27 protein-coding genes and 1 pseudogene are annotated in these 23,487 nt (G+C 34.1%); 20 read left to right on the top strand and 8 right to left on the bottom strand.

All coding sequences use genetic code 11. The features are described 5' to 3' along the window. Nucleotides 1-3: 3 nt before the first annotated feature. Nucleotides 4-570: a DUF5823 family protein gene (locus tag JFU23_RS05235; RefSeq protein ID WP_201031524.1), complete on the bottom strand. Its 567-nt coding sequence runs from the start codon at nucleotides 568-570 to the stop codon at nucleotides 4-6. 364 nt (nucleotides 571-934) lie between these two features. Here JFU23_RS05235 and JFU23_RS05230 point away from each other — a divergent pair, with 364 nt between their 5' ends. From JFU23_RS05230 to JFU23_RS05220, 3 genes are all read left to right on the top strand, one after another. Then, the gene (locus tag JFU23_RS05230) at nucleotides 935-2,134 is read left to right on the top strand and encodes a multidrug effflux MFS transporter (protein ID WP_201031523.1); all 1,200 of its coding nucleotides are present in this window, start codon (nucleotides 935-937) and stop codon (nucleotides 2,132-2,134) included. Between the two features lie 115 nt (nucleotides 2,135-2,249). Next, nucleotides 2,250-3,182, top strand: a complete 933-nt coding sequence (locus JFU23_RS05225) for a GNAT family N-acetyltransferase (RefSeq protein ID WP_201031522.1) — start codon at nucleotides 2,250-2,252, stop codon at nucleotides 3,180-3,182. A 518-nt stretch (nucleotides 3,183-3,700) separates the two neighbouring features. Beyond that, complete coding sequence (locus tag JFU23_RS05220) at nucleotides 3,701-5,092, top strand: amino acid permease (protein WP_063218582.1); 1,392 nt, start codon at nucleotides 3,701-3,703, stop codon at nucleotides 5,090-5,092. A gap of 48 nt (nucleotides 5,093-5,140) precedes the next feature. Here the strand turns inward: JFU23_RS05220 and JFU23_RS05215 are convergent, their stop codons facing one another. Beyond that, nucleotides 5,141-6,160, bottom strand: a complete 1,020-nt coding sequence (locus tag JFU23_RS05215; protein WP_201031521.1) for a zinc-binding alcohol dehydrogenase family protein — start codon at nucleotides 6,158-6,160, stop codon at nucleotides 5,141-5,143. 307 nt (nucleotides 6,161-6,467) lie between these two features. Between JFU23_RS05215 and JFU23_RS05210 the strand changes: the two genes are divergently transcribed. From JFU23_RS05210 to aiiA, 4 genes are all read left to right on the top strand, one after another. Continuing rightward, entirely contained in the window at nucleotides 6,468-6,797 is a 330-nt protein-coding gene (locus JFU23_RS05210) for a PadR family transcriptional regulator (protein WP_002137567.1), read from the top strand. Next, nucleotides 6,784-7,347: an HAAS signaling domain-containing protein gene (locus JFU23_RS05205; RefSeq protein ID WP_002137566.1), complete on the top strand. Its 564-nt coding sequence runs from the start codon at nucleotides 6,784-6,786 to the stop codon at nucleotides 7,345-7,347. Before JFU23_RS05210 ends, JFU23_RS05205 begins: the two co-directional genes overlap by 14 nt. Further along, nucleotides 7,337-8,209 (top strand): DUF4097 family beta strand repeat-containing protein, encoded by an 873-nt coding sequence (locus JFU23_RS05200; RefSeq protein ID WP_201031520.1) that lies wholly within the window; start codon nucleotides 7,337-7,339, stop codon nucleotides 8,207-8,209. The genes JFU23_RS05205 and JFU23_RS05200 overlap by 11 nt, the downstream gene beginning before the upstream one ends. A 422-nt stretch (nucleotides 8,210-8,631) precedes the next feature. Beyond that, entirely contained in the window at nucleotides 8,632-9,384 is a 753-nt protein-coding gene (aiiA, locus tag JFU23_RS05195) for a quorum-quenching N-acyl homoserine lactonase AiiA (RefSeq protein WP_201031519.1), read from the top strand. Between the two features lie 41 nt (nucleotides 9,385-9,425). Here the strand turns inward: aiiA and JFU23_RS05190 are convergent, their stop codons facing one another. The 3 genes from JFU23_RS05190 to JFU23_RS05180 all read right to left on the bottom strand — a co-directional run bounded on the left by JFU23_RS05190 (nucleotide 9,426) and on the right by JFU23_RS05180 (nucleotide 10,910). Further along, nucleotides 9,426-9,905 (bottom strand): hypothetical protein, encoded by a 480-nt coding sequence (locus JFU23_RS05190; RefSeq protein ID WP_002128384.1) that lies wholly within the window; start codon nucleotides 9,903-9,905, stop codon nucleotides 9,426-9,428. A gap of 104 nt (nucleotides 9,906-10,009) precedes the next feature. Further along, complete coding sequence (locus tag JFU23_RS05185) at nucleotides 10,010-10,474, bottom strand: DMT family transporter (RefSeq protein ID WP_002014128.1); 465 nt, start codon at nucleotides 10,472-10,474, stop codon at nucleotides 10,010-10,012. A 13-nt stretch (nucleotides 10,475-10,487) separates the two neighbouring features. Beyond that, nucleotides 10,488-10,910 (bottom strand): DMT family transporter, encoded by a 423-nt coding sequence (locus JFU23_RS05180; protein ID WP_002066391.1) that lies wholly within the window; start codon nucleotides 10,908-10,910, stop codon nucleotides 10,488-10,490. A gap of 134 nt (nucleotides 10,911-11,044) precedes the next feature. On the opposite strand from JFU23_RS05180, the gene yeiL reads away from it, so the two are divergent. The 5 genes and pseudogenes from yeiL (at nucleotide 11,045) to JFU23_RS05160 (ending at nucleotide 14,036) form a co-directional block, all read left to right on the top strand. Continuing rightward, nucleotides 11,045-11,737 carry a transcriptional regulator YeiL gene (gene yeiL, locus JFU23_RS05175; protein ID WP_113709583.1) on the top strand — a complete coding sequence of 231 codons (693 nt, stop codon included), beginning with the start codon at nucleotides 11,045-11,047 and terminating at the stop codon, nucleotides 11,735-11,737. A 13-nt stretch (nucleotides 11,738-11,750) separates the two neighbouring features. After that, entirely contained in the window at nucleotides 11,751-12,104 is a 354-nt protein-coding gene (locus tag JFU23_RS05170) for a glyoxalase superfamily protein (RefSeq protein ID WP_149190782.1), read from the top strand. A gap of 42 nt (nucleotides 12,105-12,146) precedes the next feature. Next, nucleotides 12,147-12,324: pseudogene (locus JFU23_RS31035) on the top strand (metallophosphoesterase family protein); the annotation flags it as partial. Between the two features lie 131 nt (nucleotides 12,325-12,455). Then, complete coding sequence (locus JFU23_RS05165; protein WP_201031518.1) at nucleotides 12,456-13,490, top strand: flavin-containing monooxygenase; 1,035 nt, start codon at nucleotides 12,456-12,458, stop codon at nucleotides 13,488-13,490. Between the two features lie 297 nt (nucleotides 13,491-13,787). Then, complete coding sequence (locus JFU23_RS05160; RefSeq protein WP_002087603.1) at nucleotides 13,788-14,036, top strand: hypothetical protein; 249 nt, start codon at nucleotides 13,788-13,790, stop codon at nucleotides 14,034-14,036. Nucleotides 14,037-14,084: 48 nt separating this feature from the next. Here JFU23_RS05160 and JFU23_RS05155 read toward each other — a convergent pair whose 3' ends face one another. Both JFU23_RS05155 and JFU23_RS05150 read right to left on the bottom strand, forming a co-directional pair. Next, entirely contained in the window at nucleotides 14,085-15,122 is a 1,038-nt protein-coding gene (locus tag JFU23_RS05155) for a serine hydrolase domain-containing protein (protein ID WP_149190780.1), read from the bottom strand. Nucleotides 15,123-15,232: 110 nt separating this feature from the next. Continuing rightward, entirely contained in the window at nucleotides 15,233-15,427 is a 195-nt protein-coding gene (locus JFU23_RS05150) for a hypothetical protein (RefSeq protein WP_012261332.1), read from the bottom strand. A 182-nt stretch (nucleotides 15,428-15,609) separates the two neighbouring features. On the opposite strand from JFU23_RS05150, the gene JFU23_RS05145 reads away from it, so the two are divergent. Then, nucleotides 15,610-15,891 (top strand): hypothetical protein, encoded by a 282-nt coding sequence (locus JFU23_RS05145; RefSeq protein ID WP_000397708.1) that lies wholly within the window; start codon nucleotides 15,610-15,612, stop codon nucleotides 15,889-15,891. A 29-nt stretch (nucleotides 15,892-15,920) separates the two neighbouring features. On the opposite strand, the gene JFU23_RS05140 is transcribed toward JFU23_RS05145, so the two are convergent. Then, entirely contained in the window at nucleotides 15,921-16,211 is a 291-nt protein-coding gene (locus tag JFU23_RS05140; RefSeq protein ID WP_016100932.1) for a DUF3784 domain-containing protein, read from the bottom strand. A 122-nt stretch (nucleotides 16,212-16,333) separates the two neighbouring features. Here JFU23_RS05140 and JFU23_RS05135 point away from each other — a divergent pair, with 122 nt between their 5' ends. From JFU23_RS05135 to JFU23_RS05105, 7 genes are all read left to right on the top strand, one after another. Further along, nucleotides 16,334-16,615 carry a MazG nucleotide pyrophosphohydrolase domain-containing protein gene (locus tag JFU23_RS05135; protein WP_201031517.1) on the top strand — a complete coding sequence of 94 codons (282 nt, stop codon included), beginning with the start codon at nucleotides 16,334-16,336 and terminating at the stop codon, nucleotides 16,613-16,615. 143 nt (nucleotides 16,616-16,758) lie between these two features. After that, nucleotides 16,759-17,532: a BcII family subclass B1 metallo-beta-lactamase gene (gene bla2 / locus JFU23_RS05130; RefSeq protein WP_201031516.1), complete on the top strand. Its 774-nt coding sequence runs from the start codon at nucleotides 16,759-16,761 to the stop codon at nucleotides 17,530-17,532. A gap of 691 nt (nucleotides 17,533-18,223) precedes the next feature. Beyond that, nucleotides 18,224-19,510: a hydroxylamine reductase gene (hcp, locus tag JFU23_RS05125; RefSeq protein WP_002137545.1), complete on the top strand. Its 1,287-nt coding sequence runs from the start codon at nucleotides 18,224-18,226 to the stop codon at nucleotides 19,508-19,510. Nucleotides 19,511-19,967: 457 nt separating this feature from the next. Further along, complete coding sequence (locus JFU23_RS05120; protein ID WP_002128372.1) at nucleotides 19,968-20,288, top strand: PadR family transcriptional regulator; 321 nt, start codon at nucleotides 19,968-19,970, stop codon at nucleotides 20,286-20,288. A gap of 75 nt (nucleotides 20,289-20,363) precedes the next feature. Beyond that, entirely contained in the window at nucleotides 20,364-20,705 is a 342-nt protein-coding gene (locus JFU23_RS05115; RefSeq protein ID WP_002014108.1) for a DUF1048 domain-containing protein, read from the top strand. Nucleotides 20,706-20,873: 168 nt separating this feature from the next. Beyond that, a complete protein-coding gene (locus tag JFU23_RS05110) occupies nucleotides 20,874-21,635 on the top strand; it encodes an ABC transporter ATP-binding protein (RefSeq protein WP_201031515.1) in 762 nt (253 codons plus the stop codon). Then, a complete protein-coding gene (locus JFU23_RS05105; RefSeq protein ID WP_002190260.1) occupies nucleotides 21,636-22,385 on the top strand; it encodes an ABC transporter permease in 750 nt (249 codons plus the stop codon). Nucleotides 22,386-23,487: the final 1,102 nt, after the last annotated feature.

The raw sequence follows: 23,487 nt of genomic DNA, 5'->3' as shown, positions 1-23,487 counted from the left end.
AAGCTATAAATTTTCCGTTTCTTTTTTATCTGCATATTTTTCCTCTAAGGAAATTAATAGAGGAATTGATATAGTTACAAGAATGATTAAAGTGGTTATAAAAGATTTAGAAAGAGAAAAAGAACCTTCGATTAAAGGTGATAAAAACTTGAATGAAAGTATACTTGTTATTAAGGAAACTACTAAAAAGCTAAAAAGAGACACATTTTTATTTTTGATATATGTTTCTATAAAATCTTTAAGACAGCTTATGACGACAAATATAGTTAATATAATAAGAGAAATAAAATAATGTGTTAAATTTGTCATACTAATAGTAGAGTCGTCTATTATGTAAGCAAGTAACTTAGATACTAACATACCTCCAAACAATAAAATAATAAAAGCAAGTAATCCTTCTGATATATAAGTGCTGAAATTATCTTTCTTGTTAAATAGTTTATAGTTTAGAGTAGATTGGATTATTTGAATTAGGAATAGGGTAATAATCCACACATAATATACAATTGTTAATTCTCCTGAGAATAGAGAAATTAGGAAGTTTACTATGGTCCTTAAAATTTCAATCATTACAAAAGTCCTCCTGTTTGTAAGCTTTGCGACATTAAAAAATGCTAGTCTATCGTTTGATAATTAAATCCATTAATTCAAACCATTCCTAATTATTCCGTAAAAAGGTGATGGTATCAAGTTATCCTTCTAACAAATCCTCCAAGGCTCAACACTAGAAAAAGAAATGTAATATGTAATATAATTGAAAAAGCATATATTAAAATCAATGTTAATATTACCCTCCTATATGTATTAACATGCGTAATTGAGGTGTTTTCTTTGTTGTTTTATGATCGAATTTCTATAATGGCCCCTCCTGTTCCGTAGCTAAGGAAAGTCTATTCATTTCTGAGATTTTCAAAGTTATAGGAGGGTATTAAAAATGAAAAAAGTCTCAGTACCATCACTTTGGTTAATGATTATTCTTGTGGCATTTCCGCAAATTAGTGAAACGATTTACACACCGTCTTTACCGGATATTTCAAAGGCGTTGCACGTAAGTAATAATGAGGTACTGTTAACGCTTAGTGTTTATTTTGCTGGATTTGCTTTAGGTGTATTTTTTATTGGATGGTTATCAGATATAATTGGTCGTCGCCCAGCAATGTTATTTGGAATTGTAGTATATGGCGCTGGAAGTTTCTTATGCTATATTGCAAATTCTATTGAATTTTTATTGTTTAGTCGTTTTATTCAAGCATTTGGAGCAAGTGCTGGTTCAGTTGTGACACAAACGATTCTTCGTGAAAGTGTAGAGGGGCATAAACGTCATGTTATGTTTGCTCAAATTTCGGCAGTCATTGCTTTTACACCAGCGATAGGTCCACTAATTGGGGGCTTTCTTGATCAAATGTTTGGATTTAAAATAGTATTTTTAAGTTTAGTTGTTATGAGTGTTGGGATTTTGTTATATACGTTTGTTTCGCTTCCGGAAACAAAAACGGACGCAATAACGGGTAAAATAAATGTATTTTCTGTATTAAAACGGTTGATTACAAATCCGAAAGTAGTAACGTATGGATTATTAATTGGAGGAGCGAATGGTGTTTTATTTAGCTACTATGCAGAAGCGCCGTTTATCTTTATTGAATACTTTCAGTTATCGCCTAGTATGTACGGATTTCTAGGAATTGTTGTTGCTTCCGCTTCTATTATTGGAGCGAAAGTTTCAAAGCGGTTACTGCCTATTTATAAACCGGAGAAAATCATATATATAGGTTGTATTGTAATGACAGTGGGAGCAGTCATTTTATCTGTTATTACGTTTGTTGGATCAAATCCAAACGTAATATATATGATTGGATTTTTAGTAGCGATGTTTATATTGCTATTAGGAATGGGGGTAGCGTTACCGAATTGTCTTAGCTTAGCATTAGTAAATTTTCAAGATGTCATTGGTACAGCAGGTGCATTGTTTAGCTTAGGCTACTATGTAATTGTAACGATGACAATTTGGGGAATGAGTCAGCTTCATACGGGCTCGTTAATGGTGATGCCGCTTTATTTTCTGGCTATAGTAGTTATCATGTCAGTGTTTACTAGGGTGTTTATTTTTAGTAAGAAAGTTGAAAAAGCAGTTTAATTATGTAATAGGAAAAGAGTCTCATTGGAAAATGAGACTCTTTTGTATTATTTGTTAACTGATTGTTCGGATAATGATAAAATTTAACTAACTCAAAAAAGGAGGTAAGTACAATATGAACGGTCTAAATGTTAAAGTAACTACACAAGAATATTTACAACAAATTTTAAAACTATGTACAATTTATGATCAAGCTATGTACGGTGAAATTGATACAACGGTAGAGGACATTACTAACTCATGGAAAGGTATTGATATTAGTAAAAGTTCTTATGTTGTTATGAATGAAGATGAAATAATCGCTTATGGAATTTTGACAGGGAATGAAGGGCAGTTTCCATCTGCCGTATTTGTAAACCCTGATTATTTGAATCAAGAAATTGAACATGTAATCTGGTCAAAACTTGAAGAGCGTGCTACGGAGCTTGTTAGTAATTCGTCTTGTTTGAATTGCACGATTGTAACACAAGCAAATAATTTCTATGAGGAAAAAGTGTTAGGAGAAGCTGGTTTTATTCCAACTCGTATTTGGTGGGGGATGGGGATTGAATTGCATGGAAATGTTTCATCACCAATATGGCCAAATGGTGTTACGGTGCGCCATTACATACAGGATTTGGATGATGAGAGGTTACATAAAGCTTTTAATGAAGCCTTTGCAGACCACTGGAATTCGCAACCTTCAACTTTAGAAGAGTTTTTGCAGCGTACTGAAAGAGAGGGATTTCATCCTACATTATGGTCACTAGCAATGGTTGAAGATGAAGTAGTGGGTTTTATCTTTAGTAAAAAAGGTACTGATAATAAAGCTGAAATTACTCACCTAGGTGTAAGGTGTTCTAATCGGAAACAAGGCTTGGCATTAGCGCTATTACATCATGCATTTGGCCTACTTTACGAAGAAGGGATTTCAAAAGTGCAATTAAATGTAGACTCCGAGAATATTACAGGTGCACCTCGCGTATATGAAGCAGCTGGAATGGAAGTAAAGAGTAAATTCGTTCGCTTTGATAAGGAAATCCGTGCGAAGGATGTATATGATATGTAATTTTACTGATATATTATATTTCCAGGTGAGATGTTAATAGAGCGTTTAGAAAGCATGAAAATATATTTTTAAAATGGTAGTAGAAATGGAAATGAAATTCTTTTAAAGTACGTTATCAACTATAAATATTGAGGTATATGATATATGAAACCGAGGTAGATAGGATCTCCTCGGTTATTTATATTGTAATAATATTTATACCGGAATCATATTGAATAGATGTATTTTATTGTTAATTTAGTTAAAGATTAATCAAACTAATATATAATAATTTACTGAAAAAATAATTGAACTTTTCAGATAAATGAATTAATATGAAGTGAGCAATTTTAAATTTTATAGAAAATAGGAAGATGAGGGGTTTTGGAAATTTTATAAGAGGCAAAATGAGATTTTAGGATAGCTTTAAAGTTAGTCTAAAATGACGTTTGTTTCATCATTTTCAGGGCCAAACAGGAATTAGGGTACACCATCTTACTTTAAATGCGGCTATGAATCATCTAAGAGGGGGAAATGAAGTGGCAAACAAAGAATTGAAACGAGGTTTAGAAGCACGTCATATTCAAATGATTGCTTTAGGCGGAACAATTGGTGTTGGTTTGTTTATGGGGTCAGCCAGCACGATTAAATGGACAGGTCCGTCAGTAATGCTTGCATATGCAATCGCAGGTGTTTTCATCTTCTTCATTATGCGTGCCATGGGAGAAATGTTGTATATGGAGCCAAGCACAGGTTCATTTGCGACATTTGGTCACAAATATATTCATCCGTTAGCTGGTTATATGACAGCGTGGAGTAACTGGTTCCAGTGGGTTATTGTTGGGATGTCAGAGATTATCGCAGTTGGAGCGTATATGAAATATTGGTTCCCGGATTTACCGGCTTGGATACCTGGTATTATCGCGATGGTTATTCTTGGTGCGGCTAACTTAATTTCGGTTAAGTCATTTGGTGAATTTGAATTTTGGTTTGCGATGATTAAAATCGTTACGATTTTATTAATGATTATTGCCGGATTCGGCCTCATTTTCTTCGGAATTGGGAATGGAGGAGAAGCAATCGGCATATCTAACCTCTGGGTAAATGGCGGTTTCTTTACAGGTGGTTTTTCAGGATTCTTCTTTGCATTATCACTTGTAGTTGGAGCGTATCAAGGTGTGGAATTAATTGGGATTACTGCTGGTGAAGCGAAAAATCCGAAGAAGACACTTACTAGAGCAATTCAAAGTACAATTTGGCGTATTTTAATTTTCTATATTGGTGCTATTTTCGTTATTGTAACTGTTTATCCTTGGGATCAATTAAGTTCAATTGGTAGTCCGTTCGTAGCAACTTTTGCGAAAGTTGGTATTACGGCAGCTGCGGGACTTATTAACTTCGTTGTTATTACAGCCGCAATGTCTGGTTGTAACAGTGGTATTTATAGTGCTGGACGTATGCTTTATACACTAGGTGTAAATGGACAAGCACCGAAATACTTTACGAAGATCTCTAATAACGGTGTACCTTTATTCGGTACAGTTGGTGTAATTATCGGTTTAGCGGTTGGTGTTGTTTTAAGTTATATTGCACCGAAAAACTTATTCGTATATGTATATAGTGCGAGTGTACTTCCTGGTATGGTGCCATGGTTTGTTATTTTAATTAGTCAAATTAATTTTAGAAAAGAAAAAGGAGCAGAGATGAAAGATCATCCATTCAAAATGCCATTTGCTCCTGTTACAAACTATTTAACAATTGCCTTTTTAATTATGGTATTAATCGGAATGTGGTTTAACGATGATACGCGTATTTCATTAGTTGTAGGTATTGTTTTCTTAGCTATCGTCACAATTAGTTTCTATGCTTTCGGAATAGGGAAACGACCTCCGTTAGACGTTCAAAATGATCAAGAGATTTCAAGTAAATAAAGATAGTAAAAAGTCCGATTTCTCGTTTAGAAATCGGACTTTTTATTATTAAAATTTCTCTACAACGATCTTTCCAATTGTACGCCCACTTTCAAGTTGTGCATGTGCTTTCTTTATGTTTTCAGCGTTAATTGGTGTGAATGTTTCATTTAATGTAGTCTTTAAAATGCCTTCATCTAATAGCTCGCTTACTTTATTTAATAGTTCGTGCTGCGTACTCATATCACCAGTTTCATACATCGCTTTTGTAAACATAAACTCCCAAACGAATGTGGCACTTTTATTTTTTAAAATCCCCATCTCAAGAGGGTGCTCATTTTCTACGATAGAGCAAATTTTCCCTTGTGGTTTAATGATGTCACCCATCGCATGCCAATGCTGATCAGTATTGTTTAAGCAGAAGATATAATCTACATCTTTTAGCCCAAATTCTAATATTTGATCTTTTAAAGGTTGGTGATGATTAACTATATAATCGGCACCGAATTTTTCCACCCAGTGTATAGTTTCGTTGCGGGATGCGGTTGTGATTACGTTTAGTCCAGCCCATTTAGCTAACTGAATAGCAATCGAGCCAACGCCACCAGCTCCGCCGATAATTAAAATGTTTTTAAATGAATTTTCATCTTTCTTATTATAATCAATCCCTAAACGTTCAAACAAACCTTCCCATGCGGTAATGGCTGTTAAAGGAAGTGCTGCAGATTCAGCATCACTTAACGTTTTTGGTTTTTTACCAACAATTCTTTCATCAACTAAATGGTATTCACTGTATGTACCTTGCCTTGTAATGCTTCCAGCGTAAAACACTTCATCGCCTTCTTTAAATAACGTACAACCATCGCCAGTTTGCACGACAACACCACTAGCATCCCAGCCAAGTATTTTTGCTATATCTTCTTTTTTATCTTTCGGAGATCGAACTTTTGTATCAACTGGATTAACGGAAATAGCGTTAATCTTTACAAGTATATCTCTTCCTGTGGCAACCGGTCTTTCAACTTCAATATCAATTAAACTGTTTTCTTCTTCAATAGGTAAGTATTCATGTAAACCAATTGCTTTCATTTTTATTCCCTCCATTAAAGTAAGAGTCTTTTTCTCTTTTATTATAGTAGGTAAAGTGTCATTATGTAAAAAAGTTGAGTCCTTTCCATTTTGTTAAAGGCTTGTTTCAGCCTCATTTAGAACTTTGTAAATGGAGAGGAGCCATCGTTTTGATTTTATAAGCGTCGGATGAAAGGTATACTTATTTTTCCAGTGTACCTTGCAATGAACAATACCAAGTGTTATATTATACTTGTAATTACTTATTATAAAACAGTACTAAACAATAAACAATAGTAGATGCCAATTAGAATAGGGTGAATGAATATTGAATGTACAATTTAAAAAAGGAGTTTTAGAACTTTGTGTTCTTGTCTTACTTGATAAGCAAGACCGTTATGGGTATGAATTAGTTCGGAGTATTTCCAATCAAATTGAAATATCAGAAGGGTCTGTTTATCCTCTACTTCGTAGATTAACTAAAGAAGAATATTTTACAACGTATTTACAGGAGTCTTCAGAAGGGCCTTCAAGGAAGTATTATAAACTGACGGATAAAGGTAGAACGTATTTGTATCAACTTTTGGAGGAATGGAATGAGTTTTCACAAGGTGTCAATCAATTAATAAAAGAAGGTGTACGTAATGACGAAAAATAAATTTTTACAACAATTAAATGCATCTCTAAAAAGATTATCTGAAAAAGAGCGTGCAGATATTTTAAAAGATTATGAAGAACATTTTACTTTCGGATTAGAGGAAGGGAAAAGTGAAGAAGAAATTGTAGCTTCATTAGGTTCTCCAGCTCAAATCGCCAAAGAGTTATTAGCAGATTATCATATTGAGAAAGTAACAGCAAGTGCAACAACAGGAAATGTTTTTCGGGCAATTTGGGCAGTAATTGGATTAGGTTTTTTCAATTTGTTAATCGTGCTTGGACCTGCAATTACATTAGCGGCATTGATTTTTTCAGGATGGGTTCTAGGAATCTCATTTTTAGGTTCACCATTACTTGTTCTAGTTGATACTATTATACATCCAAATACATTCTTGCTATTTAATCTTTTCGTTTCTTTAGCACTTTGTGGACTTGGATATTTCATTGTAATTGCTATGTTATTTTTAACGAAGTTAGCAAAGAATGGATTTGTTCGTTATTTAAAGTTCAATATAGCACTAGTAAAAGGTGGTTTTAAGCATGATAAATAAAAAGAAACTTTCAATCATTGCAGGTATTATTTTCATTATTGGGATTGTGGGAAGTCTATTCACTTATCGTTCAATTGCCACAGTACCAATTTCAGAAGAAAAGGTCATTAACAATAATGATGTGTCAAGCGTCATTATCGATACGAATAACGTGCGTGTTAACATCAATCCTACAACAGAAAGTAACATGAAAGTAACATTAGATGGGGAAGTTAATCCTAACATAAAAAGAACATTAGCTACGGATGAAAAAGGTTCAACGCTTCTCATTTCTTACAAAGAAAAACAACAGAGTTGGTTCAACTTCAACATTTCTGAAGTATTGGTCCCATTAACATTAAATGTCTATCTGCCTGAAAAACAATATGATTCATTAAAAATTTCCAATAACAATGGTTACGTTTCTGCAAAACAACAAAATACAACGCATTTTGATATCAATACAAGCAATGGGCGTGTTGAATTAAGAGAGATCAATTCGCAAAAAATTAATGCGGAAACAAATAATGGAAGTATGGACTTTAAAGATATAACGGCGCAAAATATTCATGTGAAATCGAATAATGGACGAATAATGCTAGATCATGTTGAAGGTGAACTAGAAGGGCAATCTAAAAACGGAAGTCTTTCTCTTAAAACAAATGAACTTGATCGAAATCTCAATTTTACGACTCACAATGGCAAGATTAATATTGAAACTGAAAAAGAACCAACTAATGTTCAATTTAATGTCTCTGTCGACAATGGAAAAGCGAATATCCTGAATAAATATAATGGAAATGCCGTTATTGGGAAGGGAGAAAATCAAATTAAATTAAACACACATAACGGAAGTATTTCAGTGAAAAAGCATGGAAACTAAAGTAGCATATTACTCTTGAAAATTTTCGCTCATCACATATAAAGAGCATGCAAATCAATAATAAATAAGCAAAATAGCCGACTCCTTTTTTAAAACATGTAGGTAGTCGGTTATTTTATGTCCAAAATTCGTTTTAACGTCTTGGTTTCGACGACTCGATCAATTCTCTGAAAATATAAAATATATTCTGTTTTCAGGGAATTGTAGTGTTATTATAAGAAAAAGTGATACTTTTATCTTATATACTTAAAGGAGGATTGGATTTCTGCATAGGCTTTCCAGTATCACTGGATTTGGAATGAAAAGTTGTGAACAATTGAAAAGATAATAGTTGAAATAATGAAAGGTGAGAAGGAGTTTATTTCTCATAAGCGAAATATAGTATTGTTTTATCCTAAATTATTTGTAAAGGTGGATACATAATGACAGTAAAGAAGCTTTATTTCGTCCCAGCAGGTCGTTGTATGTTGGATCATTCGTCTGTTAACAGTACATTAACACCAGGGAAATTATTAGACTTACCGGTTTGGTGTTATCTTTTGGAGACTGAAGAAGGACCTATTTTAGTAGATACAGGTATGCCAGAAAGTGCGGTTAATAATGAAGGCCTTTTTAACGGTACATTTGTTGAAGGACAGATTTTACCGAAAATGACTGAAGAAGATAGAATCGTAAATATTTTAAAGCGTGCAGGGTATGAGCCAGAAGACCTTCTGTATATTATTAGTTCTCACTTACATTTTGATCATGCAGGAGGAAATGGTGCTTTTACAAATACACCGATTATTGTGCAGCGTACTGAATATGAGGCGGCACAACATAGTGAAGAATATATGAAAGAATGTATCTTGCTAAATTTAAACTACAAAATCATTGAAGGGGATTATGAAGTCGTACCAGGAGTTCAATTATTGTATACACCAGGACATACTCCGGGGCATCAGTCACTATTCATTGAGACAGAGAACTCTGGCCCAGTGTTATTAACGATAGATGCATCGTATAGGAAAGAAAATTTTGAAGATGAAGTGCCGTTCGCTGGATTTGATTCGGAATTAGCTTTATCTTCAATTAAGCGTTTAAAAGAAGTTGTTAGGAAAGAGAACCCAATTGTTTTCTTTGGACATGATATAGAGCAGGAAAAGAGTTGTAAAGTGTTCCCTGAATATATATAAATAGAAAAAGTCATGGGCCTAGTAGCTCATGACTTTTTCTATTAAATAACCTTTTTAAATAAGTTATATACTTTTTTTGAATTACCTTCATTTAATTGATAATAAGTAAGGTCTACGTCATCAGGAGTGTTTTGATGGGCAATCATAACTTCACTACTGTTGTTATCTACTATCCAAATTAAATATTGTTTATAAGTTCCATCTTGGAAAGTAATCCACATGTTACAATCTACTAAATCAGAACCTTCTTCATCTAGCGTTAAATCGCCTTTTTTTGCTGTATCCATACTGTTAATGAATGTTTTTAATTCATCTGTTTTTGTAAGGAAGATAGATTTTTTTGTCTTAAGCGACTCTACATGTATATCTTTTATTTCCTGCTTTCCTAAAAAAACAGGAGGTGCATTTGGGTCTCTTTGAGTTGAAATAATAGTAGCTTTCTTCTTTGGTTTACTTGCTGTATAGAGATCTTGAATAGATTTTCCAGAGTTTAAAAACCATACGGTTCCAAAAACAATCAATGCGCTACCTATCAATAAAATGATTTTCTTAATAGGGTATTCTCCTCTCTATGGCTTCATGTGAAGAGCTTTTCTATTAATATATGATAGGTAAGCGTAAAGTATTATAGTTGAACGTGGTTATGCTTCACGGTTTTTATAGGGCGATCAACGAGTAAATTGTAAGTGAGCCCTATTAATACGAGAATTCCACCGATAATTTTTCCGGTTGATAGTTCGTGTGACAGGAAGAAATCGATGATAGTCCCCGTAAACAATTGTCCGATAAAGATGAGTAATGTTAAATAAAATGCTGATATTTTAGGAGTAATATAGTTTGATAATGAGATGACGATAACGCCTACTAATCCGCCTAAGTATACAGCGATAGGTATGGATTGTAACGTATGACTAGAAATATACAACGAATCTGAACTGAAAATTAAAAATAACATGGAGAAAAATAATCCAGTAATATAATTGAAAAATGTGCCTTCCCAATTTCCAATTTCCTTTGCTAAATTCGCGTTAATAATTCTAGCAACAACGATAGAAACACCAGCTAAAATAGCGATACAAATATATAACATTTTCTTACCTCCATTAATAAATTGTCATGACTATAATTCCAGAAGAGATGAATACTAATCCAATTAATTTTTTCTTATCAAACTTCGAAACTTTCATTCCTAATAAACCGAAATGATCAATAACTATGGAAGCGATGGATTGACCAAGTAAGCTTAATGCAATCGTAATAGAGGCACCAAGAGCAGAGAAACTTATATTATTAAAAAGAACAGTGAATACTCCAATTGCCCCAGCGCTATATAAAAAAAGTGGAATACCTTTATCAAAATGGATTTTATTTTTGTTAAGGATTAAAACGAAAATAACTGCTATTAAACCGACAAGATGAATGACAACACTCGCTGTATAATTACCGATTATTTCAGATAAAATCCCATTCAATGGGAGCATAATGGCAATAAGCACACCAATAAAGACAGAAAGAAAGTTATACAATGTAATATCCCCTTTTTATATTTCATATTTGTAATGACTGTATCATGCTGAAATTGTGTATTACTATGACATATGTCATAGTGAAAGAAGAAAATTTTGTTTACAATTGGGATGAGTTGTAAAGGTGGGGGACTATGAAGAAAGTATGTAATTCTAATAAATTAGCAGAGTATATGAAACAAAATAATATTGATTCATTTTTTAGTAGTGATATGAAACCATATATGGAACTTATATTTTTTAAAAAGAATGAGTTCATTTGCAGAGAAAACGAAGAGATAGATTATTTATATTTCTTTGTTGAAGGAAAAGCGAAAGCGTTTAACACATTAAGTAACGGGAAATCTGTATTATTATGTTTTTATGACAGTTTGCAGTTGCTAGGAGATGTAGAGTTAATTCACTCTCAAAGAATCACCTCAAACGTACAAGTTATGGCAGACTCATATTGTGTTGGCCTGCCTTTAGGGAAAGTGAGAAACCAATTATTTCATGATGCGAAATTTTTAAGATGTATTTGCGGTTCTTTAGCCCATAAATTAAATCGACTTTCAAAAAATAGTACAATTAATTTACTGTATCCACTTGAAAATCGACTTGCGAGTTACATGTTAGCAGCAGGGGAACGGGCGGTTCAGCACGGAAATAGAATTGTGTTTAGTGGGAATTTAACGGAAATAGCTGAATTGTTAGGGACGAGTTATCGGCATTTATTACGTACATTAAATGTTTTTTGTGATAAAGAAATTATAAAGAAAAATAATGGTTGCTTTGAAGTGATGAATGTAGATGTTTTGCGGGAATTGGCGGCGGATGTTTATAAATAGGAGGGTATTATAAATGATTACACCTATATTTAGAATTTTTGATATTGAAAAGGCTCAGTTATTTTACTTGAATTTTTTAGGGTTTAAACTGGATTGGGAACATCGGTATGAGGAAAATATGCCATTATATATGCAAATTTCGTTAAATGATACTGTAATACATCTATCTGAACATCATGGGGATGCTTCACCAGGCGGTGCAATTCGTGTGAAAATAGAGGATTTAAAAAGTTATTATGCTGTTTTATCAAGTAAAGATTATGCGTATTCGAAACCTGATATAGAGAGAACACCTTGGGATACAATTGAATTAACTGTGATTGATCCGTTCTCAAATAGAATTACATTTTATGAGGAAAGGGTTTAAAAATTGAGGTGTTATAAATAATTTATCAAAGTAGGGGTTACAATGAAGAGAAAAATAGCGATGATTTCAGATATTAATGGGAATAGTCACGCTTTAAAGGCGGTATTAAAAGATATTCGAAATGATAATAAATTTAGGTGATAGTGTGTATGGGCCGTTAGATCCTTTGGGGACAATTGAAATATTAATGAGTAACGAGATGATACATATTAAGGGGAGTTTACTTTATAGTGAACTGCTCTTTTTTATTTTGGATAGATATTGAATTATAAAAAAATAAAATGTTATGATTATGGAAACGTATGAACATATGAACATGTATTCATGTGTTTGTGAGAAGGAGGAATTGGAATGAAAGATATAATTATCGTTGGAGCTGGTCAAGCTGGATTAACAATGGGATACTACTTGAAGCAGGAAGGATATAGTTTCTTATTACTTGAGGCGGGAAACCGAATTGGCGATTCTTGGAGAGACCGCTATGATTCTTTGCAGCTCTTCACACCAAGGGAATATAGTAGTTTACCAGGTATGATATTAAAAGGAGAAGGGAGTGGATTTCCATGTAAAGATGAAATTGCAATTTATTTAGAAGAATATGCAAGGTATTTTCAATTGCCGGTACAATTACAGACTCAAGTTTTAAAAATAAGAAAAGAGAAAGAAATATTTGAATTACACACTCCTACAGAAATTTTACAATCGAAAAAAGTTATTATCGCATCAGGTGGTTTTCAGCAACCATTCATCCCCTCATTTTCACAACATCTTTCATCACATATTTTTCAAATACATTCATCACAATATAAATCACCATTACAAATTCCAAAGGGAAAAGTACTTGTAGTAGGTGGTGGGAATTCAAGCATGCAAATAGCAGTAGAACTTGCAAAAACTCATGAAGTTACAATGGCTATAAGTCATCCGTTAACCTTTTTACCGTTATATCTTTTTAGAAAAAGCATTTTTAATTGGTTAGAAAAAATGGGTTTATTGTATGCCGAAATACATACAAAGAGAGGAAGGTGGTTTCAGAAGCGAAAGGATCCCATTTTTGGTTTTGAAGGTAAGGAACTTATTCGTAGTGGAGCAATAAAACTACAGGGAAAAGTGGTAAGTGCATCAGGAAATAATATTATGTTTCAGAATGGTGGCACGTATAGTGCACAAAGTATTATATGGTCAACTGGTTTTGTTCAAGATTATAAATGGATTGAAATAGAAAAGGCAGTGAGTATGAATGGATTTCCTAATCATACAAAGGGAATGAGTCCAGTAAGAGGATTGTATTATATTGGACTGCCGTGGCAATCTCAAAGGGGTTCTGCGCTTATTTGTGGTGTAGGAAAGGATGCGGTGTATTTGCTTTCTGAAATCAAAAAATAGATCAGTAGCAACAGCTACTGATCATCCATATGTACATGAATTAGGAGAGGTCAAACATTTCAAACGTTTATTAGCTTTAGTATAATAGATTTTCATGAAATAAAAAACTGAAAATTATAATTTTTTTGTTGAGAAAGTTTTTTGTATCGAAATATATAAAAAAACGGGGATTTCTATTGAAAGAAAATATGATATTTATATTTTAGTAAATTATGATATAGTCTATATAAGATTCTTTTCCTTAAATTAGGTTTTTTGTATAGTAATTACATTCGCAGTTGGAAAGGGGAAAAAATTGTGAAGTTTGATGATCAACGTCTACTAGGAATACGATTAGGTTCTGTACTCATAACAGAAGAAAATCAATATTTAGTAATTAAGAAGAAAGATCATTATGCACTATTAAACATACATAATTTAGAATGCACACATGTCGAAGTGCAGTTAGAGCATATTGAAGAACTGCTGCATGAAGATTTCCAAGAAAGTATAACTGAAATTATCGCACCAGAACATATTAAAATTGTGGTGAAAAATGTTATATAAAGAAAGAAGCTGGGAGAATCAGCTTCTTTCTTTGTTTTACTTCGTTAATTATAAGGATAACATTTTTAAAATCTCACCAATAATCCCATCCTTTTGATGAACACCTAAATCCGAGTTCGTCATAATAACAGCGCCATTACCTCGGTATGGATTACATACCATCATACATTGAAATCCAACACCCCAGCCAAGTGAATGAATTTGTAAGTCTTCATTAGAATACTCTAGAAAAACACCTAACCCAGTCCATTTGGTGCATCCTTGAGGAGAAATCATATCTTGTACTGTTTTTTGAGAAAGTTCCAGTTTGCTATTTCCCTGTAAGGACTGAATGATTTCAATAATTAAAGTTGATAAGTCAGTTGGTGTTGTCCAAATGCCTGAAGCTGCTGCGAATGGATAAAATGGATACTTCTCATTTGTAACGGTGCCATCTTTATTATGTCCACAAGCAAATGTATCTAATTTATTTATATCTTCAGTAGGGAATACCGTACTATTCTTCAGTTGAAGTGGCTGAAAAATAAATTCTTCAAGTAAAAGGTTGAACGATTTTCCAGTAATATCTTCAAGTAGTTGTTCGATAATACAAAAATTTGCGTCAGAGTAGTGGAATTGGCTTTCTGGTGCATAAGTTACTTCTATAGGTACTGGGCAATATAATGTTTTACCAGCAAGGAGCTTAGGGATTTTAGGTATTCCTTGCACTAGCTTATAATGTTCAAAACTATTGGGAGGATCAATAATTCCAGATTGGTGACTTAATAAGTTTCGCAGCGTGACTTTTTTCTGTGAAGTAAATAGATTGGTAGGGATGTTCCAAGATGTGAGTCTATCATTTGCGTCTTCATCTAAATGTACGATTCCTTGATCTGATAACGTTAGTACAAGCATTGAAGTGATGAATTTGCTAATAGAACAAGAATTGAATATGGAATCCGTAGTGACAGTTCTAGTTGTTCCAGATTCAAGTGTTCCGAAAGCAGTAGCTTCATCAAGTTTACCGTCACGTATAATGGCAAAGCTTAACCCTGAAACAGAATATTGGTTCATTTTCTCATATATATTGTTACTTTTTAAGTTCATAGTGACTCCTTTCTTTTGAAAATAGAATATTAAATTTATTATACAGTAGTAAATAGAGAGAAAAGGAAAACACTTCATCTTTTATCGATGAAGTGTTTTCATAGTTTAAGTTAATTCGAAGTAAATGCTTTAAAAAATTTATCTCTGTACATGTACATAAGCCATGAGGTTGTTAGTAAGGGAATAATGATTTGTTTGTTTTTAATTGGTGCATTGAAAACAAGCCAGCCAACGATATCAAATAATAAATGTAGTGCAATTGAAAGAACTACAAATTGTAGTAACGTATTTAAAAATCTTTTCATAAAGTATCCCCCTAAAATAAAAGGTTTTATCCCGTATTAACGGGCAGTAAAACTCCCACTGATTAAAGTTTCACTTTTTCAACAGTGTTGTATATTACTATTATACATTAAATGTTTCCTGTGGTAAAATTTACATAAGTTACTTAAATAAAACATATGAAAGCTAGTGAGGAGGAATAGTCATGGAATTTTGGATGATCATACCGATAGCGGTCTTTGGGTTTATTTATATCGTTGAAAAATTAAATAAAATCGAAAAGAAAACGGATGCGCGTTTAAAGCGGATGGAAGATAGATTACAGCTAATTACGAAAGAAATGGGAATTATAGATAGAGAACCCGAAATTAATAAAGAGTTGCGGCAGCTTATGGAAGAAGGAAAAACAGTTACGGCAGTTAAGAGAGTAAGAGAGGCTTTTGGGTTTTCCTTACTAGAAGCGAAGCAATATGTTGATAAATTATAAAAAAGATCATCCATTTGGGTGATCTTTTTTCACTGCACCATACGTGTATTTACATAAGCAGCTATTATAACGTGGCCAATTATAATGATAGGAAATACGATTTTTGCATTAGGGGTAGTGAAGACACTACCAATTGTGGCGATAACACCAGCGGTTAAATTATAAAGACCAACTATCTTCGATAACTTAAATTTATCTGACACACGGCGTTCATTGAAACCTGATAAGAGCCAAGTGTATTGTTTTACTCCGATGAAATAAGCTAGTGCAAATGAAATGATGGCTAGTATGAATAATGATGGCGAAGCGAAGAGAGTCATTGAGAACACCTCCGTTAAAGGGCTATAAATAAATTATAGTATGAATGTTATAATTTAACAAAATACATTTTTGATTTTAAGTTTATTAAAAATGAGATATTTACGATGAAGGGAGATTACATATGAATATTTCGGAATTCCAGCAATATGTATCGAGTTTCAGTAAAGAAAAAGGATTTCAAGATACAACAATTGAAGAACGTACGATGTATGCGATGGCGGAATTAGGTGAATTAGCGGAAGTTATATTAAAGCGTGATAAAATACAAGATTCGAAAAGAGAGATTGGTTTAGAAATGTTTGATGCAATTTGGAATGTATGTGATTTAGCAAACAAGTTAGAAATTGATTTAGAGAAGGCGTTTGAAGAAAAAATGATAATTAATAAAAAACGTGAATGGTAAAAGGAAGGTTAAAAAGCGCACAAAATTTTGTGCGCTTTTTATTAATGGTATGAAAAATATGTAAAAAAAGAGGGAACAAACATTTGAGACGAATTGTCTAATATAGGTAATAACTATTTAGTTTGAAAGAAAGGGTGGAGAAAATGAAAAAGAATACATTATTAAAAGTAGGGGTATGTGTTAGTTTACTAGGAACGATTCAATTTGTTAGCACAATTTCTTCTGTGAAAGCGGAACAAAAGCTAGAGCAAAAAGTAATAAAGAATGAGACAGGAACTATTTCAATTTCTCAGTTAAACAAAAATGTATGGGTTCATACTGAGTTAGGTTATTTTAATGGAGTAGCAGTTCCTTCGAACGGTCTAGTTCTTAACACTTCTAAAGGGTTAGTGCTTGTCGATTCTTCTTGGGATGATAAGTTAACGAAGGAATTAATAGAGATGGTAGAAAAGAAATTTAAGAAGCGCGTAACGGATGTTATTATTACACATGCGCATGCTGATCGAATTGGCGGGATAAAAACGTTGAAAGAAAGAGGCATTAAAGCGCATAGTACAGCATTAACTGCGGAACTAGCAAAGAAAAATGGATATGAAGAGCCACTTGGAGACTTACAAACAATTACGAATATGAAGTTTGGAAATATAAAAGTAGAAACGCTCTATCCAGGGAAAGGGCATACAGAAGATAATATTGTCGTATGGTTACCGCAATACAACATTTTAGCTGGAGGCTGTTTAGTGAAATCTGCGGAAGCTAAAGATTTAGGGAATGTTGCTGATGCATATGTAAATGAATGGTCGATATCGATTGAGAATGTGTTGAACCGATATGGAAATATGAACTTAGTAGTGCCTGGTCATGGAGAAGTAGGGGACAGAGGATTACTTTTACATACATTGGATTTGTTGAAATAAGAAACTGTGGGAATATAAAAGCGAGGAGAAACAATTTTCTCCTCGCTTTCTTCTAACTATATTTAAATGCGAAGCTATCAATTATGCCTGCATACGTTACTGAGATTTTAATTCCAAGTATACAAATACCAGTACCGTCATAATTGCTATAACAACGTAAGTAACATCAAGCATTATAAGTGTCTTTAATGTTTCAGTCATCCTAATTCACCCCTGTTATAAAAATATAACATGACCTCTTATCAATTAAATAAGAGATCATAAAGATAACAATGTACATGAAATTTCTTAAGTAGTTTCTATATAAATATATCATATAAATAATGTAAAAAATGTTAAGATGGTGTAAATGTATTGTAAATAAAGAGGTTTCCTATAAAATCTTTAATCAAAAAATTGATAGTTCTTCAAAATGAAAAAACGCTATTCTTTCTGTTGAATGATAGAAAGAATAGTGTTGTTGTATGCTTATTAGTTGCTAATAGTTCTCTAAATCAATTATCTAGCTATTTGAAGGCATCAACAAAGGTGTCCATTTTTCTGTATGTTTTTTAGTGTCAGTAAAAATATTATGTCAACAATATGAACTGTCACAAATTTATATATATTATTGTGATTGATATCACATCCTTTTTTCCTAATGGGTATTATGCTTAATTTGTAATGAATGATTGGGAGAGGGTGGGATGATATGTTTTGTTATCAATGTGAACAAACGCCAACAGGCGGATGTAAAGTGATGGGTGTTTGTGGTAAGAATGAAACAATTGCAAGTTTACAAGATACGATTGTGTTTGGATTAAAAGGAATAGCGGCTTATCGTACGCATGCTGCGCAGCTAGGGTATACAGATGCATTTGTAGATGCTACAACTCAAGAAGCGCTATATATGACGTTAACAAATTCTAACTTTAATGAACAAGAACATATTGATATGGCTATGAAAGTAGGGAAATCGGCTTTACGAGTAATGGAGTTATTAGATGAGGCACATACGAATCACTTTGGTGTTCCGGAGCCTGTTCAAATTACGCAGAACCATGTAGAAGGTAAGGCAATTGTAGTTACTGGTCATAATTTATTTGCATTAGAAGAGTTATTAAAGCAAACAGAAGGAAAAGAAATTAATATTTATACGCATTCTGAAATGCTACCAGCACACGGATATCCACAACTGAAAAAATATAAACATTTAAAAGGAAACATCGGTAAGGCATGGTATGATCAACGACGCCTTTTCGAAAAATTTACAGGTGCCATATTAGCTACAACGAACTGTGTTATGCCAATTAAAGGATCATACTCTGATCGATTCTTTTCATATGATATTGCAGGTTTAGAGGGTGTACAAAAAATTGAAAATGATGATTTTGCACCATTGATTCAAAAAGCGCTTGAACTTCCAGAAGTACATATGGAGTCGGATGAGCAGTTAGTAACAGGGTTTCATCATAATACAGTATTATCATTAGCTCCGGAAATTATTAATGCAGTAAAAGAAGGAAAGATTAAGCGTTTCTTTGTCATCGCAGGTTGTGATGCTCCGGGAAAAGGCGGAGAATATTATCGTGAATTAGCAACGTCGCTTCCGCCAGAAACGGTTATTTTAACAACTTCTTGCGGGAAATTCCGTTTTAATGATGTGAGTTATGGTGTTGTACCTGGTACGGAGATTCCGCGTTACATTGATTTAGGACAATGCAATAATTCAATTTCTACAGTGAAAATAGCGGCCGCTTTAGCAGATGCTTTCCAATGTGAAGTGAATGAATTGCCAGTAAGTATTGTCTTATCATGGTTTGAACAAAAAGCGGTTGCTATTTTACTTGGGCTATTTAGTCTTGGAATTCAAGATATTCGCATTGGTCCAAAGGCGCCTGAATTTATTTCACCTGGTGTGCTTGATGTATTACAAGAGACATTCGGTTTAAAACTAATTACAACCGCAGCAGAAGATATGAATATGATGTTATCGTAACAAAAAGGATGTCCTATATGTAGAGTTGACTTTATAAAGAGTTTGTATGTATTCGCAAGCTCATGTATTAGATGCACAGGTGCATTAGTAGAAGAACAAAAAAAATGATCCGTCTTTTTAATAAGGAGAGCTATCTACATTCATTAACTTCGGAATATTATAACGCCCAAAATAAAAATGCGGAATTTTTGTTTTGGGTATTTCCTTTTCTTAGCTGGATAGGTATGTGGTGAGGTTTCTTAAGAAAAAAATAGGCAGTATCCAATAGATAATAGCGGATTTAAGAAAAAATTTAAAAATCGAGTTGACATTCCATCTACTTAGTCATACAATGTAGTTGTAATAAGTAATACTGAATAGTGAGGTTTCTCAAAAGCTATTCAGTAAAAATTAGCCTTAGTACTCTGTGATACTGAATATAAGTCAGACAGAATAGGGGGTAAAGGAGGATCAGAATATGGAAAATTTAACTGAAATGCTGAAAGGTTCGCTGGAAGGATGTGTTCTGGAAATCATTAGCCGCCGTGAAACTTATGGCTATGAGATTACCCGCCACCTTAATGAGCTTGGGTTTACTGAAGTCGTGGAAGGAACGGTCTATACCATCCTTGTGCGATTAGAGAAGAAAAAACTTGTGAATATTGAAAAGAAACCGTCAGACATGGGGCCGCCTCGCAAGTTTTATTCACTAAATGAGGATGGCCGTCAGGAGCTTGAATTGTTTTGGAGAAAATGGGATTTTGTATCATCAAAAATTAACGTCTTGAAGTCAAACTAGCCTCATAAGATTAAATATTCGGCCGATATTTTGGGAGTTTCTTGTTCTGCTTTATAAAAAAGGAGGAAAAATAATATGTTGGAAATGTTCAAAAAATTAATTGGTGATAAAAAAGAGTACAAAATGATGATGGCACGGGTTGGAGCTCTGCCAGAGGACTATCAGTTTGTGTTTAAGAAAATTCAAAACTACATGTGGAATTTCTCAGCTGGTAACGGGATGGATATGCTACACATACAGTATGAATTAATCGATTTGTTTGAAGCCGGTGCGGCGGAAGGCAGACAAGTGCTTGAAATCACTGGGGAGGACGTGGCATCCTTTGCTGACGAACTAGTGGCAAATGCTAAAACTTATGTTTCCAAGTATCGTGAAGATTTGAATGAAAGTATCATGAAACAATTGAGAAAAAAATAAATGCAACAGGTAATACCGACTGATTAGCTGGTTACAAATGTGAATTGACGCCATTGCTATTCAGTTATATTTTTAAATCAGTACTAAGTAATACAGATTATCAGTAATACTAAATAGAGGGTGTAGGCAGTCTATCTTTACAAAACATTTTTTAAGGAGGAAAAAAGTATGACCAATACAGCGATTTCTGTAAAAGGATTAAAAAAATCCTTTAAAGATAAGGAAGTGTTAAAAGGGGTAGATTTTGAAGTGCAGCGTGGCGAAATTTTCGCACTGCTGGGCTCAAATGGAGCGGGCAAGACGACGATAGTCAATATCCTCTCGACGCTGATGAAGCAAGATGGCGGCGAAGTAGGTATTTGTGGTTTTGACGTTCAGCGTCAACCGGATCATGTTCGTCAAAGTATCAGTCTGACAGGGCAGTTTGCAGCTTTAGACGGTATGCTCACGGGGAGAGAAAACTTGATAATGATTGCCAATTTGCGTGGAGTTTCTAGTCCTGCTCAAGTCGCTGATAATTTGCTTGCAAGATTCAGCCTGACTGATGCAGCCAACCAGAGGACAGACCAGTACTCAGGTGGGATGAAGCGCCGGCTTGATATCGCCATGAGCTTGATTGGGACGCCGGCAGTCATTTTTCTCGATGAACCGACGACAGGGCTTGACCCCGAAGCGCGGATTGAAGTGTGGGATACCGTCAAGGAACTTGCCGGCGGCGGCACAACCATCTTGCTCACGACCCAGTACCTCGAGGAAGCCGAACAACTGGCGGACCGTATCGCTATCTTGCATGGCGGAAAAATTATTAAGACTGGTACTCTTACAGAACTTAAAGAGATGTTCCCGCCAACAAAAGTGGAGTATATCGAAAAGCAGCCGACATTGGAAGAAATTTTCCTTGCGATCATTGGCAAAAAGGAGGAGATGTAAATGAAGAGCAAAACAGGGGTATTATTAGGGCGCTTAATGCGCAACATCATGCGCAGTCCAGATACAATTATTACGGTAGCGATTACGCCGATTATGATGATGCTGTTGTTTGTCTACGTATTTGGCGGCGCCATAAAGACAGGAACGGATAACTACGTCAATTATTTATTGCCGGGAATCTTGCTGATGGCTATCGCATCCGGTGTCGCTTACACTTCCGTACGGTTGTTTACGGATGTAAAGAGCGGGCTGATGGCACGTTTCATTACTATGCCTATCAAGCGTTCGTCGGTATTATGGGCTCACGTATTAACATCACTTGTTGCTAATGTGCTTACTATCGTGGTAGTTATTCTTGTTGCGCTCTTAATGGGCTTCCGTTCCAGTGCTAATATTCTGGATTGGCTCGCGGTAGCTGGAATACTCGGGATGTTTACGCTGGCGCTGACATGGTTGGCTATCATTCCTGGGTTGACAGCGAAGTCTATGGAAGGGGCGACAGCCTACTCGTACCCACTAATTTTTCTGCCCTTTATTAGTTCGGCCTTTGTTCCTACCGAAACTATGCCAAAAATTGTTCGTGCGTTCGCTGAAAACCAGCCTGTGACTTCAATCGTGAATGCGATTCGTGCCCTCTTATATGAAGGGGCTGTTGGCAACGATATTTGGATTGCACTTGCTTGGTGTGTGGGCATTATGGTTATCGCTTACTTCTTCGCCGGCAAAGCATTTAAACGTCAGTTAGGGTAACACCACCAGTTAATGGCAACTAAATCTTCTGGAATAATATATATATGGGAAAATGGATTTAAATCACATTAATCTTAGTTATTGCTATAATTGTTAGTATTCTTACTGGTTATGTAGTTGGTACGTAAGTAGGCTCAGACGTTGAGAAAAAGCAGACTGAGAGAGTTAAAAGGGAAGAGGTAATATTTTGATCTCAATTCTAATTGCCATATAATAAATGCAATTTTTATACATGAAAAGCCCACCTGTTTCCGTAGGTGGGCTATATCTTTATTACACAATTCGAAAGTATACTCTCTTTTTCTAAATATGTAATTATGCATATTTAGAAAAAACTACACTTAATAAATATTACATATAGTAAATGGAAACTTATGGTGTAATTCTTTTAACAGGCTTAACATGATAACCATTATATAAGGTGCGTAGGCTCCTTTGGAAAAGTTCTTCTTTTCTGAAAAGTGAATGTTAATTCGTTATATGTAATAAAAATTCATGAGAATAATTTTATGTTTTCTAAATTTATTCCTTTACATCAATGTGTATTATTTATTACAACAGCTTCATGTCAAAGATAAGATGTGAAAGCAAAGGTAAATATAAGTATCTTTATAACGAGTTCCTAATATAATCAATGTGTTAATGAAAGGAACTCTGTATTATGTTTACTTTTCTATTAACTAATACAGCTTCAAAAAATAGACACAATTGCTACATACCAATTGTAATTTATTATCTATTCATAATTCTGTTTATTCTGTCTTTCTAAAAATAAAAAAATATTAGACTCGCAAATATAAACGTTATAATGAGGGCGTCGAGAGGTAACCGATTACCTACGAAGAAAATATCAAACATTTTAAAATTGGACAGACTGAAACGATTACTTACAGAAAGGTGTGTGACCAGAAGGGGAATTTCTTCAAAATAGTTTAGCAGCAGCGGACATCGTATTAGCTGGTGTAAACAATATCATCAATGGTAAGTATAGGGTTGGAGGATAAATGCCTCGCACATTAAGAGAGACAGCTTTAGGTGGAATCGTTTACAATATGGCGCATCTAGTAAGCGGTTCATTTTTTAAGAATGGTCTATATTCTTA

It is taken from the genome of Bacillus sp. TH50 (assembly GCF_016650565.1).
Lineage (GTDB): Bacteria > Bacillota > Bacilli > Bacillales > Bacillaceae_G > Bacillus_A > Bacillus_A mycoides.
This window is presented reverse-complemented; position numbering and strand designations above follow the sequence as displayed.